This window comes from Hydrogenophaga sp. PML113 (genome assembly GCF_001777155.1).
Classification (GTDB): Bacteria; Pseudomonadota; Gammaproteobacteria; order Burkholderiales; family Burkholderiaceae_C; genus Hydrogenophaga; species Hydrogenophaga borbori.
Genome location: NZ_MIYM01000003.1, coordinates 155,259 through 169,861 on the forward strand (window position 1 = coordinate 155,259; position 14,603 = coordinate 169,861).

The 14,603-nt window shown below is 71.1% G+C and carries 12 protein-coding genes; 7 read left to right on the plus strand and 5 right to left on the minus strand.

Annotated elements, in window-relative coordinates:
• Positions 1 to 5: 5 nt before the first annotated feature.
• The gene (locus BHU06_RS06735; protein ID WP_070398393.1) at positions 6 to 575 is read left to right on the plus strand and encodes a methylated-DNA--[protein]-cysteine S-methyltransferase; all 570 of its coding nucleotides are present in this window, start codon (positions 6 to 8) and stop codon (positions 573 to 575) included.
• On the opposite strand, the gene BHU06_RS06740 is transcribed toward BHU06_RS06735, so the two are convergent.
• Both BHU06_RS06740 and BHU06_RS06745 read right to left on the minus strand, forming a co-directional pair.
• Positions 565 to 1,635: a DUF72 domain-containing protein gene (locus tag BHU06_RS06740; protein WP_070398394.1), complete on the minus strand. Its 1,071-nt coding sequence runs from the start codon at positions 1,633 to 1,635 to the stop codon at positions 565 to 567. The two genes, BHU06_RS06735 and BHU06_RS06740, sit on opposite strands and share 11 nt — an antisense overlap.
• 8 nt (positions 1,636 to 1,643) lie before the next feature.
• Complete coding sequence (locus tag BHU06_RS06745; RefSeq protein ID WP_070398395.1) at positions 1,644 to 2,615, minus strand: GlxA family transcriptional regulator; 972 nt, start codon at positions 2,613 to 2,615, stop codon at positions 1,644 to 1,646.
• Positions 2,616 to 2,731: 116 nt separating this feature from the next.
• Between BHU06_RS06745 and BHU06_RS06750 the strand changes: the two genes are divergently transcribed.
• On the plus strand, positions 2,732 to 3,280 hold the full coding sequence (locus tag BHU06_RS06750; RefSeq protein WP_070398396.1) for a cysteine hydrolase family protein: 549 nt from the start codon (positions 2,732 to 2,734) through the stop codon (positions 3,278 to 3,280).
• Between the two features lie 39 nt (positions 3,281 to 3,319).
• Here the strand turns inward: BHU06_RS06750 and BHU06_RS06755 are convergent, their stop codons facing one another.
• A complete protein-coding gene (locus BHU06_RS06755) occupies positions 3,320 to 4,294 on the minus strand; it encodes a response regulator (protein ID WP_070398397.1) in 975 nt (324 codons plus the stop codon).
• Positions 4,295 to 4,536: 242 nt separating this feature from the next.
• Between BHU06_RS06755 and BHU06_RS06760 the strand changes: the two genes are divergently transcribed.
• From BHU06_RS06760 to BHU06_RS06780, 5 genes are all read left to right on the plus strand, one after another.
• Positions 4,537 to 6,876, plus strand: coding sequence for a Tex family protein (locus BHU06_RS06760; protein ID WP_070398398.1), 2,340 nt, complete (start codon positions 4,537 to 4,539; stop codon positions 6,874 to 6,876).
• Positions 6,877 to 7,064: 188 nt separating this feature from the next.
• Complete coding sequence (locus BHU06_RS06765; RefSeq protein WP_070398399.1) at positions 7,065 to 7,892, plus strand: HDOD domain-containing protein; 828 nt, start codon at positions 7,065 to 7,067, stop codon at positions 7,890 to 7,892.
• A 93-nt stretch (positions 7,893 to 7,985) separates the two neighbouring features.
• A complete protein-coding gene (locus tag BHU06_RS06770; protein WP_070398400.1) occupies positions 7,986 to 8,846 on the plus strand; it encodes an HDOD domain-containing protein in 861 nt (286 codons plus the stop codon).
• Between the two features lie 37 nt (positions 8,847 to 8,883).
• On the plus strand, positions 8,884 to 9,981 hold the full coding sequence (locus BHU06_RS06775) for a patatin-like phospholipase family protein (protein ID WP_070398401.1): 1,098 nt from the start codon (positions 8,884 to 8,886) through the stop codon (positions 9,979 to 9,981).
• 31 nt (positions 9,982 to 10,012) lie between these two features.
• Entirely contained in the window at positions 10,013 to 11,062 is a 1,050-nt protein-coding gene (locus BHU06_RS06780) for a rhodanese-related sulfurtransferase (RefSeq protein ID WP_070398402.1), read from the plus strand.
• Here the strand turns inward: BHU06_RS06780 and BHU06_RS06785 are convergent.
• On the minus strand, positions 11,008 to 13,269 hold the full coding sequence (locus BHU06_RS06785; protein WP_083293016.1) for a winged helix-turn-helix domain-containing protein: 2,262 nt from the start codon (positions 13,267 to 13,269) through the stop codon (positions 11,008 to 11,010). The genes BHU06_RS06780 and BHU06_RS06785 overlap by 55 nt on opposite strands.
• Before the next feature lie 111 nt (positions 13,270 to 13,380).
• Positions 13,381 to 14,523 carry an iron-containing alcohol dehydrogenase gene (locus BHU06_RS06790; protein WP_070398404.1) on the minus strand — a complete coding sequence of 381 codons (1,143 nt, stop codon included), beginning with the start codon at positions 14,521 to 14,523 and terminating at the stop codon, positions 13,381 to 13,383.
• Positions 14,524 to 14,603 lie beyond the last annotated feature (80 nt).

The window sequence follows — 14,603 nt, forward strand, 5'->3', positions numbered from 1 at the left end:
GCCGCATGGACGCCGCGGCCGCCAGCGGGCACTGCCTGTTCGACACCGCCATCGGCCGTTGCGGCATCGCCTGGGGGCCGGCGGGCATCGTGGCCGTGCAGCTGCCCGAGGCCGACGACGCGGCCACGCGCCGGCGCCTGTGGGGCCACTGCGCCGGTGAGCCGCCCGAGGCCGAGCCACCGCCGCCGGTGCAAGACGCCATCGCGGGGGTGGTGGCCCTGATGGCGGGCGAGCGGCGCGACCTGCTGGAGGTGGTGCTCGACATGGCGCGCGTGAGCGCGTTCCACCAGCGGGTCTACCACGTCGCGCGGCGCATCCCGCCGGGCCAGACGCGCACCTATGGCGAGGTGGCCCAGGCCCTGGGCGACCCGCAACTGGCGCGCGCCGTGGGGCAAGCCATGGGGGCCAACCCCTTCGCGCCCATCGTGCCCTGCCACCGCGTGATGGCGGCGGGCGGCCAGCCGGGCGGCTTCTCGGCGCGCGGCGGGGCGGTGACCAAGCTGCGCATGCTGGGCATCGAGGGCGCGCTGGAGCCCGACCTGTTCGATCCGCCCCCGCCTGGCCTCAGTCGCTGAGGGGCGGTTCGGCCAGGCGCTCGGCCAGCGCCAGCGCCGACAGCGGCGCGCAGCCCTCGGCCTTGTTGCTGATGGTCACGTAGGCGTTCTGTCCCGCGCCGGTGACGCCGCGCACCGTGCGCACGATGAGCGCGCGCGTGTCCTCGTCCACGTCGTGGATGCGGTCGTAGGGGCTGTACTCCCGCTGCGCGTCTTCGTAGCCGTAGGCGCCATGCAGGGGGTTGAGGTTCCAGCGGCAGACCAGGGGGCCGGGCCACAGGGCGCGCAGCAGCGGCAGCTGGTCCTGCATGCGCGGCATCTTGGCGTGCAGGCCCAGGCAGTAGGTGGCGCCGGCCTCGCGCAGCACCTCGGCCAGCGCGGGCGCGATGCGCGGCGACAGCCACTCGGGGTCGCGCACCTCCACCGCGACCACGCCGTCGGGCGTGGCGCCACGCACGTCCGGCAGGGCCTTGAGCAGGGCGCGCAGGCGCTCCAGCAGCAGCGGCAGGCGCTGCAACTGCGCGAAGGGCAGGGGGCTCAGCTGGAACACCAGCGCGCCGACCTTGTGTCCCAGGCCGGCCAGGGCGGGTTCGATGAACTCGCTCACCGCCACGGCCGGGTTCAGGAACAGCGGGTTGGGCTGGCGGCCCATGCCGTCCTCGCCGCGAACCTGGGCGTCGCAGACCAGCGCGGGGGCCTTCACGACGAAGCGGAAATCGCTCGGCACCTGCTCGGCGTAGCGCCGGAACTGCAGCTCGGTGAGGGCGCGGTAGAAGCTGCGGTCGATACAGACGCAGCGCAGCAGCGGGTGCTGGCCGTAGGCGGCGAGTCCCTGTTTGGACAGTGTGGCGTCGGGGTACTCGCGGTCCCAGACCAGGCCGGCCCAGCCCGGGTAGGTCCAGGACGAGGTGCCCAGGCGCAGGCGCGGCGGCAGGGCGGCGGCCAGGGCGCGCAGGGCCTCGCTGTGCTCGGCGGGCAAGACGCCGGCGCCGCCGCGGCGGCGCGCGGGTGGGGCATCGGCGGGCGCTGGCGGCGGGGAGGCGGGCGGTGAAGGTGGTCCGCCGAACAGGTCGTCCTGCATCGGTCCCGTCAACCCGCGTGGAAGCGCCGGCGGTACTCGCCCGGCGTGAGGCCCACGAAACGGATGAACACCTTGCGAAAGGCGCTGGTGTCGCCGTAGCCCACGTCCCAGGCGATGCGGTCCACCGGCAGGCGGCCGAACTGCAGCATCTCGCGCGCCCGGCCCACGCGCAGGCGCTGGCAGTACTCGGTGGTGGTCATGCCGGTGGCCTTCTGGAAGCGGCGCAGGAAGGTGCGCTCCTCCAGCCCGGCGCGCGCGGCCAGCGTGGTCAGGGCGATGTCCTTCGCGTCGGTGGCCTGCAGCCAGTGCTGCACCTTGAGCACGGCGGCGTCGCCGTGGCGCAGCCGGGGTGAGAAGGCGCTGTAGTAGCGCTGCTCGCGCCCGGGCGGATCGACCAGCAGCGAGCGCGCCGTCTCCACCATCACCGTGGCCCCCAGGGTGCGGTCGATCAGGCGCATGCCCAGGTCGGTCCAGGCCATGGCGCCGCCGGCGGTGAGGATGTCGCCGTCGTCGACGATGAGCTGGTCGGTGTCGAGCCGCACACCGGGGAAGCGGTCCTGGAAGGCCTCGGCGTAGCGCCAGTGGGTGGTGATGGTGCGCCCGGCCAGCAGGCCGGTCTCCCCGAGCACGAAGGCGCCCGCGCACACCGAGGCCAGGGCCACGCCGGCCGCGTGCCGCTCGCGCAGCCAGGCGCCGAAGGGCGCGGCGGCCTCGCGCGCCAGCGGCGGGTTCAGGCTGGGTGGCAGCACCAGCACGGCGGGCGTGCCGGCCTGACCGGGGGCGCTGTCGAACACGCGCGAGGGCGGGCCCTGCTCATGCAACTGCCAGTGGCTCACGCGCAGGGCGTGGGCGGCGCCGCCCACGCGCGGGGTGGCGGTGCGCGAGGCGTAGTCGAAAAGGTCGCTCATGCCCAGCACGGCGGCCAGTTGGGCGCCGGGGTAGAGCACCAGACCGATTTCGGTGGGGGCGGGGGAGGGCATGTGTCGATTCTGCCCTTTGGAATGTCGATGACGCCACTGTGCGCCGGGCTGGCCCCCCGGGATCATTCGCTGGTCCCCATCCGGGACCAACAACGCTTGAACCCACGGAGCCCCGAATGCCCTCCCGCGCCCTGGTCGTGATCGACCTGCAGAACGAGTACTTCCCAACCGGCAAACTGCCCCTGGTCGGCATCGAGGCGGCCAGCGCCAACGCGGCGCGCGTGATCGCCAAGGCGCGCGCCCAGGGGGTGCCGGTGGTCCATGTGCGTCACGAGGCCGGCCGGCCCGACGCGCCGGTGTTCACGCCAGGCACGCCCAACGTGCAGATCCACGCCTCGGTGGCGCCCGCCGAGGGCGAGGCGGTGATCGTCAAGCACTTTCCCAATGCGTTCCGCGAGACGCCGCTGAAGGCGCTGCTGGACGAATTGGGCGTGCGCGAGCTGGTGATCGTGGGCGCCATGAGCCACATGTGCATCGACGCCGGCGCGCGCGCCGCCGCCGACCAGGGCTACGCCGTGACCGTGGTGCACGACGCCTGCGCCACGCGCGATCTGATCTTCGGTGGTCAGACGGTGCCGGCCGCGCAGGTGCACGGGGCCTTCATGGCGGCGCTGGGTTCGTCGTACGCCACACTCGTCGACACCGAGGCCTGGCTGGCGCGCTGAAGGGGGCTTCGTTGGCCCGCGCAGGGCCGGGGCCGCCGCTCAGTCCCCGTCGGCGCCGGGCCACCAGCGCAGGAGCCAGTGGCGGTGGTGCCGGCGCGGCGCGGTTTCTCGCTGGGCTTCCAGTCCCAGCCGGCTTTCGTCGCGGCGCTGGCGGCGCGCGCTCGCCAGCCAGTGCGGTTTGCGGCGCAGCACCAGGTGGCGCTCGATGGCGCGCTCCAGCATCAGCGCCAGGTGGGCGCCGTCGGCCGGCAGGCCGAGGTAGTGGCAGATCAGGCCTTCGTCGATGAGCTCCTGCAGGGCGTTCAGGTCGTGCGAGGCGCTGGCCAGCACCACCGACAGGGCCGGCGTGCGCCGTTTGACGGCCCGCACCAGTTCCAGCGCGCCGCGCGGGTCGCCGGCCTGTTGCAGCAGCAGCACCGCCGGCCGGCGCTGCGCGAGCAGGGTGAGCGCGTCGGCCATGTCCTGGGCCAGCAGCAGGCGGGCGGGGGGCATTGCCTGGGCCGCGCAGGCCTGGGTGCAGGCGCGGGCCAGCCCGGCGTCGGCCTGCACGAGCAGCACTTCTTCGTGCCGCGCGGGCGCGCCGCCGTCGGTGCCCGTGTCCTGGAAGTCGCTCCAGGCCAGGCGCGTGAGGCGCGACAGGCGGGCCGCGTCCTGCACGCTGCGGATCAGCCGGGCGTCGTTCCAGGGTTTGCTGATGCAGCGGAACACGTCGCCCTCGTTCAGCGCGGACACCACCGAGGAAAAATCGGCGCAGCCCGCGAGCAGCAGGCGCACGGTGTGCGGCGAGGCTTCCCGGGCCTGGCGCAGGAGCTCGGTGCCGCACATGCCGGGCATGCGCTGGTCGGACAGCAGCACATCGAAGCGCTGGGCGCCGAGCAGGGCCAGCGCCTGCGCGCCGTCGCTGGCCACCACCACGTCGAACTCGCCGCGCAGCAGCCAGCGCAGCGAGCGCCGCAGCGGGGCCTCGTCGTCCACGCAGAGCACTTTGGGCAGGTGCCTGGCTTCGTTCTTCATGCCGTGCTTTCGGGGGAAGGGCCGATGGTTCATCCGCTGCATGAGCGCCGACGGGCTCAGGCGCGGCATGCTAGGAACGGCGCGCGGTCGGCCACATACTGCCGCGGCAGTATTCGGGCCTTCGCCGGCGTCCGAGGTGCATTCCTTGATGGCTCGCAAAGGAACCGGATGGGGTGGTGGCCTGTGGCAAACTCCCGCGCTTCGTGAAGTGAGGCACCCCTTGGGGGGCCACCGGGAGACCCATGCAGAAGATCGTTGCGCGCCTGGCGCAAGACCTGAAGATTCGTGAGCAGCAGGTGCGGGCCACCATCGAGCTGCTCGACGGCGGCGCCACGGTGCCCTTCATCGCCCGCTACCGCAAGGAGGCCACCGACGGCCTCGACGACATACAGCTGCGCGAACTCGACGCGCGCCTGGCCTACCTGCGCGAGCTGGAAGACCGCCGCGCGGCGGTGATCAGGAGCGTGGAGGAGCAGGGCAAGATGACCGACGCGCTGCGCGCGGCCTTCGACGGCGCCGACAGCAAGCAGGAACTGGAAGACCTCTACCTGCCCTACAAGCCCAAGCGCCGCACCAAGGGCACGATCGCGCGCGAGGCGGGCATCGAGCCCCTGGCCGACGCCCTCTGGGCCGACCCTTCGCTGGACCCGGCCACCGCCGCCGCGCCGTACGTGAAAAGCGAGAAGGGCGAGGACGGCAGCGACTTCACCACTGCGGCGGCCGTGCTCGACGGCGTGCGCGACATCCTGTCCGAGCGCTGGGCCGAAGACGCCGCGCTGGTGCAGGCCTTGCGCGAGTGGCTCTGGGCCGAAGGCCAGATCACCAGCCAGCTGGTGGCCGGCAAGGATGAAAACGCGCCCGAGGTGGCCAAGTTCCGCGACTACTTCGACCAGCGCGAACCCATCGGCAAGGTGCCGTCGCACCGCGCGCTGGCCATGTTCCGAGGCCGCGGGCTGGAAATCCTGGACGTGAAGCTGGCCCTGCCCGAGGACCCGCAGCCCGGCCAGCCCAGCCTGGCCGAAGGCCGCATCGCGCGCCACCTGGGCTGGAGCCACCAGGGCCGCCCCGCCGACGACCTGCTGCGCAAGTGCGTGGCCTGGACCTGGCGCGTGAAGCTGAGCCTGTCCAGCGAGCGCGACCTGTTCGCCCGCCTGCGCGAAGGCGCCGAGGGCGTGGCCATCCAGGTGTTCGGCGCCAACCTGCGCGACCTGCTGCTGGCCGCGCCGGCCGGCCCCAAGGTGGTGATGGGCCTGGACCCGGGCATCCGCACCGGCGTGAAAGTGGCCGTGGTGGACGCCACCGGCAAACTGGTGGACACCGCGACCGTGTTCCCGCACGAGCCGCGCCGCGACTGGGACGGTGCCCTGCACACCCTGGGCCGCCTGTGCGAGAAGCACGGCGTGAGCCTGATCGCCATCGGCAATGGCACCGCCAGCCGCGAGACCGACAAGCTGGCGGCCGACCTGCTCAAACGCTTCCCGGCCGTGCAGAAGGTGGTGGTGAGCGAGGCCGGGGCCTCGGTCTATTCGGCCAGCGAGTACGCCAGCCAGGAAATGCCCGACGTGGACGTGAGCCTGCGCGGCGCGGCCAGCATCGCGCGCCGCCTGCAGGACCCGCTGGCCGAGCTGGTGAAGATCGACCCCAAGAGCATCGGCGTGGGCCAGTACCAGCACGACGTGAACCAGAGCGAGCTGGCGCGCACGCTGGACGCCGTGGTCGAGGATTGCGTGAACGGCGTGGGCGTGGACCTGAACACCGCCAGCGCGCCGCTGCTGTCGCGCGTGTCGGGCCTGTCGGCCTCCCAGGCCAAGGCCGTGGTGCGCTGGCGCGAGGCGCACGGCGCCTTCCGCAGCCGCCAGCAACTGCTCGAGGTGAGCGGCCTGGGCGCCAAGACCTTCGAACAGGCGGCCGGTTTCCTGCGCATCCGCGACGGCGACAACCCGCTGGACATGACCGGCGTGCACCCCGAAAGCTATCCGGTGGTCGAGAAGATCATCGCCAGCGTGGGCGAGCCGGTGAACAAGCTCATGGGCCGCGCCGACTGGCAAGGCCGGCTCAAGCCCGAGCAGTTCGCGGTGGACGGCGTGGGCGCCATCACCGTGAAAGACATCTTGAAAGAACTGGAGAAGCCTGGCCGCGACCCGCGCCCGGACTTCAAGGTGGCGCGTTTCAACGAGGGCGTGGAGGACATCAAGGACCTGCGTGAAGGCATGATCCTGGAGGGCACGGTGAGCAACGTGGCCCAGTTCGGCGCCTTCGTGGACCTGGGCGTGCACCAGGACGGCCTGGTTCACGTGAGCCAGCTCAGCCACAAGTTCGTCAACGACGCGCGCGAGGTCGTCAAGACAGGCGACATCGTGAAGGTCAAGGTGCTGGAGGTCGACACGGCGCGCAAGCGCATCTCACTGAGCATGAAGCTCGACGCCGCGCCCGCGCGGCGCGACGGCGGCGGGGCGGGTGCGGGCGGGCCGCGCGGCGGGCGCGAGGGCTTCGCTCGCTACTCGGGCGGGCGGGACGCGGTGGCTGCGCCCTCGGCCATGGCCTCGGCTTTCGAGAAGCTGCGCGGCGCCAAGCCGCGCTGAGCGGCGCATCAAGTTCCGCGGCCACCTGCCGATAGGGCAGGAAGCGACAACTTCGTTGGCTGGCGTGCCTTGATCGGGGGCGCCGCGGTACCGGCCGTGCCGGGCCGTCGGTGCGGCCCTTGTGGGGACGCGCGCAGCGCCGCGGGGGGGTCGATGTCAGCCCGAGGTATTCATCCCCACCGCCCGCCATGGATCTTGAAGCGCTCCTGAACTACCCCGGCGCCTTGCCGGCGATGTCCCGCACCGTCGCCGACCTGATGTCGGAGATGAACAAGGACGACCCGAGCCCCAAGCGGGTGGCCGAGCTGGTGGGGCAAGACCCCTCGCTCACCACCCGGGTGCTGCGCCTGTCCAACTCCTCCTTCTTCCGCGCCAGCCGCAAGATCGGCAGCGCCCAGGAGGCCGTGGCCATGCTGGGCATGACGCACGTGCGCTCCCTGGTGATGGCCGCCGCGCTGGGCTCCAGCTTCAAGAACGTGCCCGGCGTGAACCTGCCGCAGTTCTGGCGCTACAGCCTGCGCGTGGCCGACATCTCCAAATCCCTGGCGGGCCTGCTGCGGCAGCAGGAGTCCAATGCCTACACGGCCGGCCTGATCCACGCCATCGGCGACCTGGTGATGCACATCGCCATGCCCGATGAGATCGCCCCCTTGGACATGGGCACGCCGCCGCTGGACCTGCAGCGCGCCCAGGCCGAACGCAACCGTTTCGACTACACCTACGCCGAGGTCGGCGCGGGCATGGTGGAGCGCTGGAATTTTCCCCCTGCCATCGTGAGCGCGCTCAAGCACCAGACCGCGCCGTTCGATGGCGACGTGTACGACCCGCTGGCCGGCATCCTGCACCTGGCGTCCTGGCGCGCGCGCGCCGAGGAAATCCAGCTCGACGATGGCGGCCTGGCCGCCACCTTCCCCGACATGGTGGGCCTGACCCTGGGACTGGATCTGGGCAGCGTGCTGGGCAAAGACCCGGCCGAATGGGAGTTCACCGACGCGCTGTCGGCCTTCCTGGATTGATCGCGCCCCATGTCGTCGATAGTTCTAAAGAAACGCCTGCCGGTAACGATAAACAAAGCAAACACCCGACGTTCCAGCCGCAAGAGGATCGCCATGCATCTCGAAAAACTGCTCAAGCAGCCTCAGGCCCTTCCGTCCGTACCCAAGGTGGTGCGGCGCCTGATCGAAACCTTCGAGCAGGCCGACGTCGATCCCATGCTGGTGGCCTCGCTGATCGAAGAGGACCCGGTTCTCACGGCCAAGCTGCTCAAAACGGCCAACTCGGCCTTCTTCGGCCTGTCGCGCAACGTGACCAACGCGCGCGAGGCCATGAACATCCTGGGCCTGATCAAGGTGCGCGCGCTGGTGGTGGCCAGCGCCCTGGGCGAGAGCTTCCACATGGTGGGCGGCGTCAACCTCAACCAGTTCTGGCGCTACAGCCTGAACACGGCCAACCTGTCGCGCTACATCGCGCTGCCCATCCGCATCGACGAGAACACCGCCTTCACGGCCGGCCTGATCCACGCCATCGGCGAGCTGGTGATGCACGTGGGCATGCCCGAGGCCATGATCGAACTGGACCGCAACATTCCCATGCTCGACCTCAAGCGCGCCAAGGCCGAGCGCAGCCTGTTCGGGTACAGCTACGCCGAGGTGGGCGCGGCGCTGGCGCGCGAATGGAAGTTCCCGCGCCGCATGATCAATGCCATCGAGCACCAGACGGCGCCCTTCGACAACGACGTGTACGAGCCGATCGCCGGCGTCATCCACATCGGCTCCTGGCGCGCGCGCGCCGAGGAGCAGGACCTCCGCGGCGAGCTGCTCATCAACACCTACCCAGACCCGGTGGGCGTGGTGCTGGGCATCGATCCGGACACCGTGGTGGCCGAGCGCATTCCCTCGATTTCCCGGCACCCGGTGGAAGACGAGGCCAAGCCGCGCGTCGAGCCGGCCAGCGATTCCGTGCCCCACTGAGGGCCGGGGCCATAGCGCTCGGTGACAATCCGGGCCCATGCGAGCCCTGCGCCTCTATGCCGGACCTTCCGCCCTCGAGCACCTGAGTGAGCGGGGCCTGCGCCCCTCGGACGTCGGTGTCGTCCCCGCCGCGGCCGGCGGACCCAAGGGCCTGATCCTGGGGCCCATCGACCGCCTGCTGTTCGGCCACTGGCTGGCCGACGCGCCGCAGCCCATCCACCTGGTGGGCGCCTCCATCGGCGCCTGGCGCATGGCCACGGCCTGCCTGCCCGACGCGGTGGGCAGCTTCGAGCGGCTTGAGCACGACTACATCCACCAGCACTATGAACTGCCGCCCGGCCAGCGCCGGCCCACGGCGCAGCAGGTGAGCGAGCAGTTCTCGCTCAATCTTCAATCCTTCTACGGTGGGCGCGTCGAGCCCGTGCTGCGGCACCCGCGCTGGCGGCTGCACATCGTCACCTCGCGCGGGCGGCGCCTGCTCGCGCACGATGGGCGCTGGCGCACGCCCCTGGGCTACCTGAGCGCCTACGCGGCCAATGCCGTGCGCCGCCCGGCGCTCGGCCAGTGGCTGGAGCGGGTGGTGTTCTCGGGGCCGGACGCGGCGGCCGGCACCACCAGCGCCTTGCCCTTCGCCACCCACGACCTGCGCACGCGCCAGATCCCGATGGGCCCGCACAACTTCATGCAGGCCCTGCAGGCCAGCTGCTCCATTCCCTTCGTGCTGCGCCCGGTGGTGGACATCCCGGGCGCGCCGCACGGGCCGTACTGGGACGGCGGCATCACCGATTACCACCTGCACCTGCACTACCGGCACGACGCCGCCGCGCCCATCGTGCTGTACCCGCATTTCCAGCGGGCGGTGGTGCCGGGCTGGCTGGACAAGGCCTGGAAGCGCCGCCACCGCAGCAGCGCCGCGCTGGACCACATGCTGGTGCTGGCGCCCGACCCCGACTGGGTGAAGCAGGCCCTGCCGGGCGGCAAGCTGCCCGATCGCAGCGACTTCGGGCGCTACGGCCAGGACCTGGCCGCGCGCGTCAAGGCCTGGGGCGCGGCGGTGAAGGCGGCGCGGCAGCTGGCGGAAGAACTGGGGGAGTGGCTGGCCCGGCCCGACGTCCGTCGGGTCGAACCGCTGTGAGCCCCGCGAGGCCGCGCGGGATAATCCCTCGGTGACCGCACCGTACCTCACCGCCGCCCTCTACAAGTTCGTCGACCTGCCCGACCACGCCGACTGGCGTGAACCGCTCATCGCGCTGTGCCGGGAGCATCAGGTCAAGGGCACGCTGTTGCTGGCGCCCGAGGGCATCAACGGCACCATCGCCGGGCCTGAGGCGGGCGTGCAGGCGGTGCTGGCCTGGCTGCGGCGCGATCCACGCCTGAGCGACCTGGAGCACAAAGCCTCCTGGTCCGAGCGGCCGCCGTTCCACCGCCTCAAGGTGCGGCTCAAGCGTGAAATCGTGACCCTGCGCGTGCCCGGCCTGCGGCCGCAAGAGCACGCCGGCCGCTACGTGAAGCCCGAGGACTGGAACGCCCTAATCGCCCAGCCGGACGTGCTGCTGATCGACACGCGCAATCACTACGAGGTCAAGATCGGCAGCTTCGAGGGAGCGGTCGACCCGGGTATCGGCGCTTTCACGGAGCTGCCCGCCTGGCTGGCGAGCCAGCCGGCGCTGCAAGGCCCGGTAAAGCCGCGTGTGGCCATGTTCTGCACCGGTGGCATCCGCTGCGAGAAGTCCACGGCCCTGTTGCGCCAGCAAGGGTTCGAGGAGGTGTACCACCTACAGGGGGGCATCCTGAAGTACCTGGAAACCGTGCCCGAGGCCGAGAGCCGCTGGCGTGGCGAGTGTTTTGTGTTCGATGAACGGGTGAGTGTGGGCCACGGTTTGCAGCCGGGCGGGCACGCGCTGTGCCGCTCCTGCCGATGGCCGCTCGACGAGACCGACCGCGCCTCACCGCTCTACGAAGAAGGGGTGAGTTGCCCCCATTGCCACGCCCGGCGCGGCGACGCGGACCGGGAGCGCCTGGCCGAGCGCCAGCGCCAGGTCACGCTGGCGCGAGAACGCGGTCTGCCCCATATCGGCTCTCCCACCCCCACGGCGGCAGCGCCGACCGGGCCCGAAGGCGCCGCCGATAGCGGGGCGGGGCCGGCGCGGCCTACCGGCGTTCAGGGGGCCCAGAGCCAGCCGGTGTTGTCTTCGGCGGGTTCCGTCACCCGATAGAACGACGGGGCCTGCACCGTGATGGGCACGCTGTGTGGCCGACGGTGCAGCTGGCTCAGGCGAAGGCCGCTCGCCGAGCGCTGCAGCCAGGCTCCGGCCTGCAGGAGGGCCTGATCAAGGGTTTGAGACGAGGCCGGCCGGCGCCACAGCATGGCGGTGGCCGCCGCCATGGCGAGCTGGCGCTTGGCGCCCGACGAAGGCGCTGTTTGCCAGGCGCGCAGGATGAGTTGGTGCGCGTGGGCGACATCGTTGTCGAGCAAGGCAATGGTGGCGTCGGTGGCCAGCACGATGGCGGTGATGCTGCGGTTGTCGCGCTGTGTGTGGCCACCCAGGGTCTCGCGCAAACCCTGCAGTGCCGTGCGCGAGCGCGTATGCCAAGCGGTGTCGATGGCAAAGAGCCAGGCCTCGTCACGAAACCACAGGCTGCAGTGCGAGAGCACCGGCAGGGCTTTCTCCACCAACCGCCACGCTTCATGGGGCAGGCCGTTCAGCCGCAGGCGCCGCGCCAACAACCAATCGCGTGTGGCATTCCAGCGGGTCAGGCCGGTGAGGGGGAGGGCGTCGAAGCCTTGCAGACAGGCGCCGAGGCGCGCCTCGTCACCCAGCCGAGCGGCCAGATCGCCCAGCGCGAGCCGGCACAGGATCCGGGGTGTGAGCCAGGGCGAGCGTTCGGCGAGCTCTTGGGCGCGGGTCCATTCGCTCAAGGCGGTGTCGAGGTCGCCATCGGCGTGCCGTGTCAGGCCGGAGAGGGCATGCAACAGGGCTTGAAGGCCTTCGCAGCCCGGCGAGACGTTGCTGCCGGCTTCGCTGCTGCGGTGGAAGGCTGGCCCGCCGGACGCCTCGCGCGTGATCTGTCGGTGCAAGTTGGCCAGGCGGTGCCAGCGTCGGATGCCTGCCGAGCCGTCCACCGCGGGCGCGTCGCGCAGGCTGCGCCACCACGCGGGCGGCGCCCAGTCGACCCCCACCACCGCCATGAGGTGTTCGGCCGTCGCCCCGGCCCGCACCGCTTGAGGCGTGGTGGTGACGTGATCGAAGTGGGTCAAGGCGCGGTCCACCAGATGGGCCACGCGGCGCGAGTCGCCAGCGGTCCATTCGTATACAGCCAGGCACAGGTCCGCCCAGCCTTCGTGGTGAGGGGCGTTCGAGCGGGAGGCCCGCCGTCGCAGCTCCAAGGCTTCCTGAGGTGTTCGAGGGTCACCACGCCAAGCGCTTTCCATGAGGATGTCGGCCTCGGCGTCCAGGCCGCGCTCGACCAGCGACCGGCACCACAGGGCGGGTAGGTGGGGACTGGCGGGCCCCATCAGCGGTGGTGGGTGGCCAATCAAGGCGGCCAGACGCTCCCAGCGGCGCTCCACCTCGCCCGGCGAGGTGGACAGCAGGATCTGGCGAAGGCGCATGGCGAGTGCGGCCGAACCGGCGGCTTGCCAGGCGGCTTCGAACGGCGAATCGGCGCTCGCGCTGACGCGCGTGCGCCAGTCGGGGGCCGAAATCTCGATGTCCATGGTGAATGCCGGGCGAACCCTCTCGGCCTCGGGCGCCGGCGCTGCGTCCTTGTCCCGGGCGTTCGTCAAGCGCAGGCGGCTTTGCGCGCGCACGGAGTCGTCGCCCGCGGTGGGGGTTTGCTCGGTGTCCAGCGGCTGCACCCCATGCGCTTGCAGCGACAACACGCCGAAGCCCGCCAGGGCGACAGGCATCCAGGTGGGCAGATTCAGTCCGTCATCCAGGCGGGTGAGTGGCCAGCGCACCACCAGCAGGGCGGCGCCCCGCGACGTTTGACCTGGGGCCACGCGGCGGTGGCGCACTTCGCCCACCACGCGGTAGCCCACCCGATGCACGGTGTGCACGGGGCACTCGAAGCCAGGCGCGTCGCTCAGGGCTTTGCGCACTTTGAGCACGGCCTGGGCGATGACGGAGTCGGTCACACAGCGGCGCTGCCAGACCTGTTCCAGCAACTCTTCTTTGGCGACCACCCGGCCATGGTTCTTGAGCAGGTAGAGCAACAGGTCGAAGGCTCGCCGTTCAAGGGGGCGCAGCACGCCGTCGCAGGTCAGTTCGCGGTGGTCGGAACGCAGCACGAACGGTCCGAAGGTGAATTCGTCGCACCCCGAGGGGTGGCCGACCGGCGGAGGGGCGGCCGGGGCGCCTGTGGACTGGACAAGCGAAACCGGGGCAGCCCTGACGCGCCCCACTGCGCTGTGCTTTCGCATTTTGGCTTTTCCTCACCTGAAAAGCCGATTACAGCACTCCAAAAGTCGTCATTTTTCCATAATTGAGAATACAAAAGGGCTAGGAAATAAGTCGACCGACCATCCTGCCAATCAGACCGTTAGCGAGGTTTCGAGCATGGCCTGGTAGTCCTGCGGCGAAGCGAGCCGGGGATTGGTCTTGTGGCAGTGGTCGGCCAGGGCGCCTTCGATCACGCGGTCGAACAGCGAGCGGTCCACGCCCATGGCGGCGAGGCCATTGGGCAGGCCCAGCCGCGCGCTCATGTCGGCCACGGCCTGGGGAACGTCGGCGCCGGCGGCCAGGCCCATGGCCTGGGCCATGCGGTCCAGGCGCTGCTCGCGCCGCATGCTGTCGGCCTCGGCATTGAAACGGATCACGGCGGGCAGAAAGACGGCATTGAGCGTGCCGTGGTGCAGGCGGGGGTTGATGCCGCCCAGGCTGTGGCTGAGGCTGTGTACGCAGCCCAGGCCCTTCTGGAAGGCCATGGCGCCTTGCATGCTGGCGCTCATCATGTGCAGGCGGGCCTCGCGGTCGCTGCCGTCGCGGGTGGCGCGTTCGATGTGGGCCCAGCCGCGGCGCAGGCCATCGAGCGCAATGCCGTCGGCCGGCGGATTGAAGGCCGCGCTCATGAAGGTTTCCATGCAATGCGCGATGGCGTCCATGCCGGTGGCGGCGGTGAGCAGGGGCGGCAGGCCCAGGGTGAGTTCGGGGTCGAGCAGCGCGGTGCGGGGGACGAGGTGCCAGCTGTGGAAGCCCAGCTTGCGGCCGTCGTCGACGATGAGGATGGCGCCGCGCGCGACCTCGCTGCCGGTGCCGGCGGTGGTGGGGACGGCGATCAGGGGGGGCACGGCGGCGCTGATCTTGGGTGAGCCGCCTTCGATGGTGGCGTAGGTCTTGAGCGGCCCTTCGTGCGCGGCGGCGATGGCCACGCCTTTCGCGCAGTCGATGGCGCTGCCGCCGCCGAGCGCGATCAGGCCATCGCAGCGTTCGCGGCGGTAGATCTCGACCGCGGCCCGGACCGCGGCCTCGGTGGGGTTGGAAGGGGTCTGGTCGAACACCGCAGCGGGCGTGCCCTGCAGCGCGGCCTGCAGCCTGTCGAGCAGGCCGGCGGCGCGCACCCCGGCGTCGGTGACGATCAACGGACGGCGCATGCCCACGCGCTCGCATTCGGCGGGCAACTGCGACAAGGCCCCGTAGTCGATGAGGATGTTTGTCACGTAGAGGATCTGGGCCACGTCTGTCTCCGGTTATGGTTCGGGGAAGCGAAAACTATACGGACGCGATGCGCCAGCGCGGTCGCCGAGCCGACAAGCCC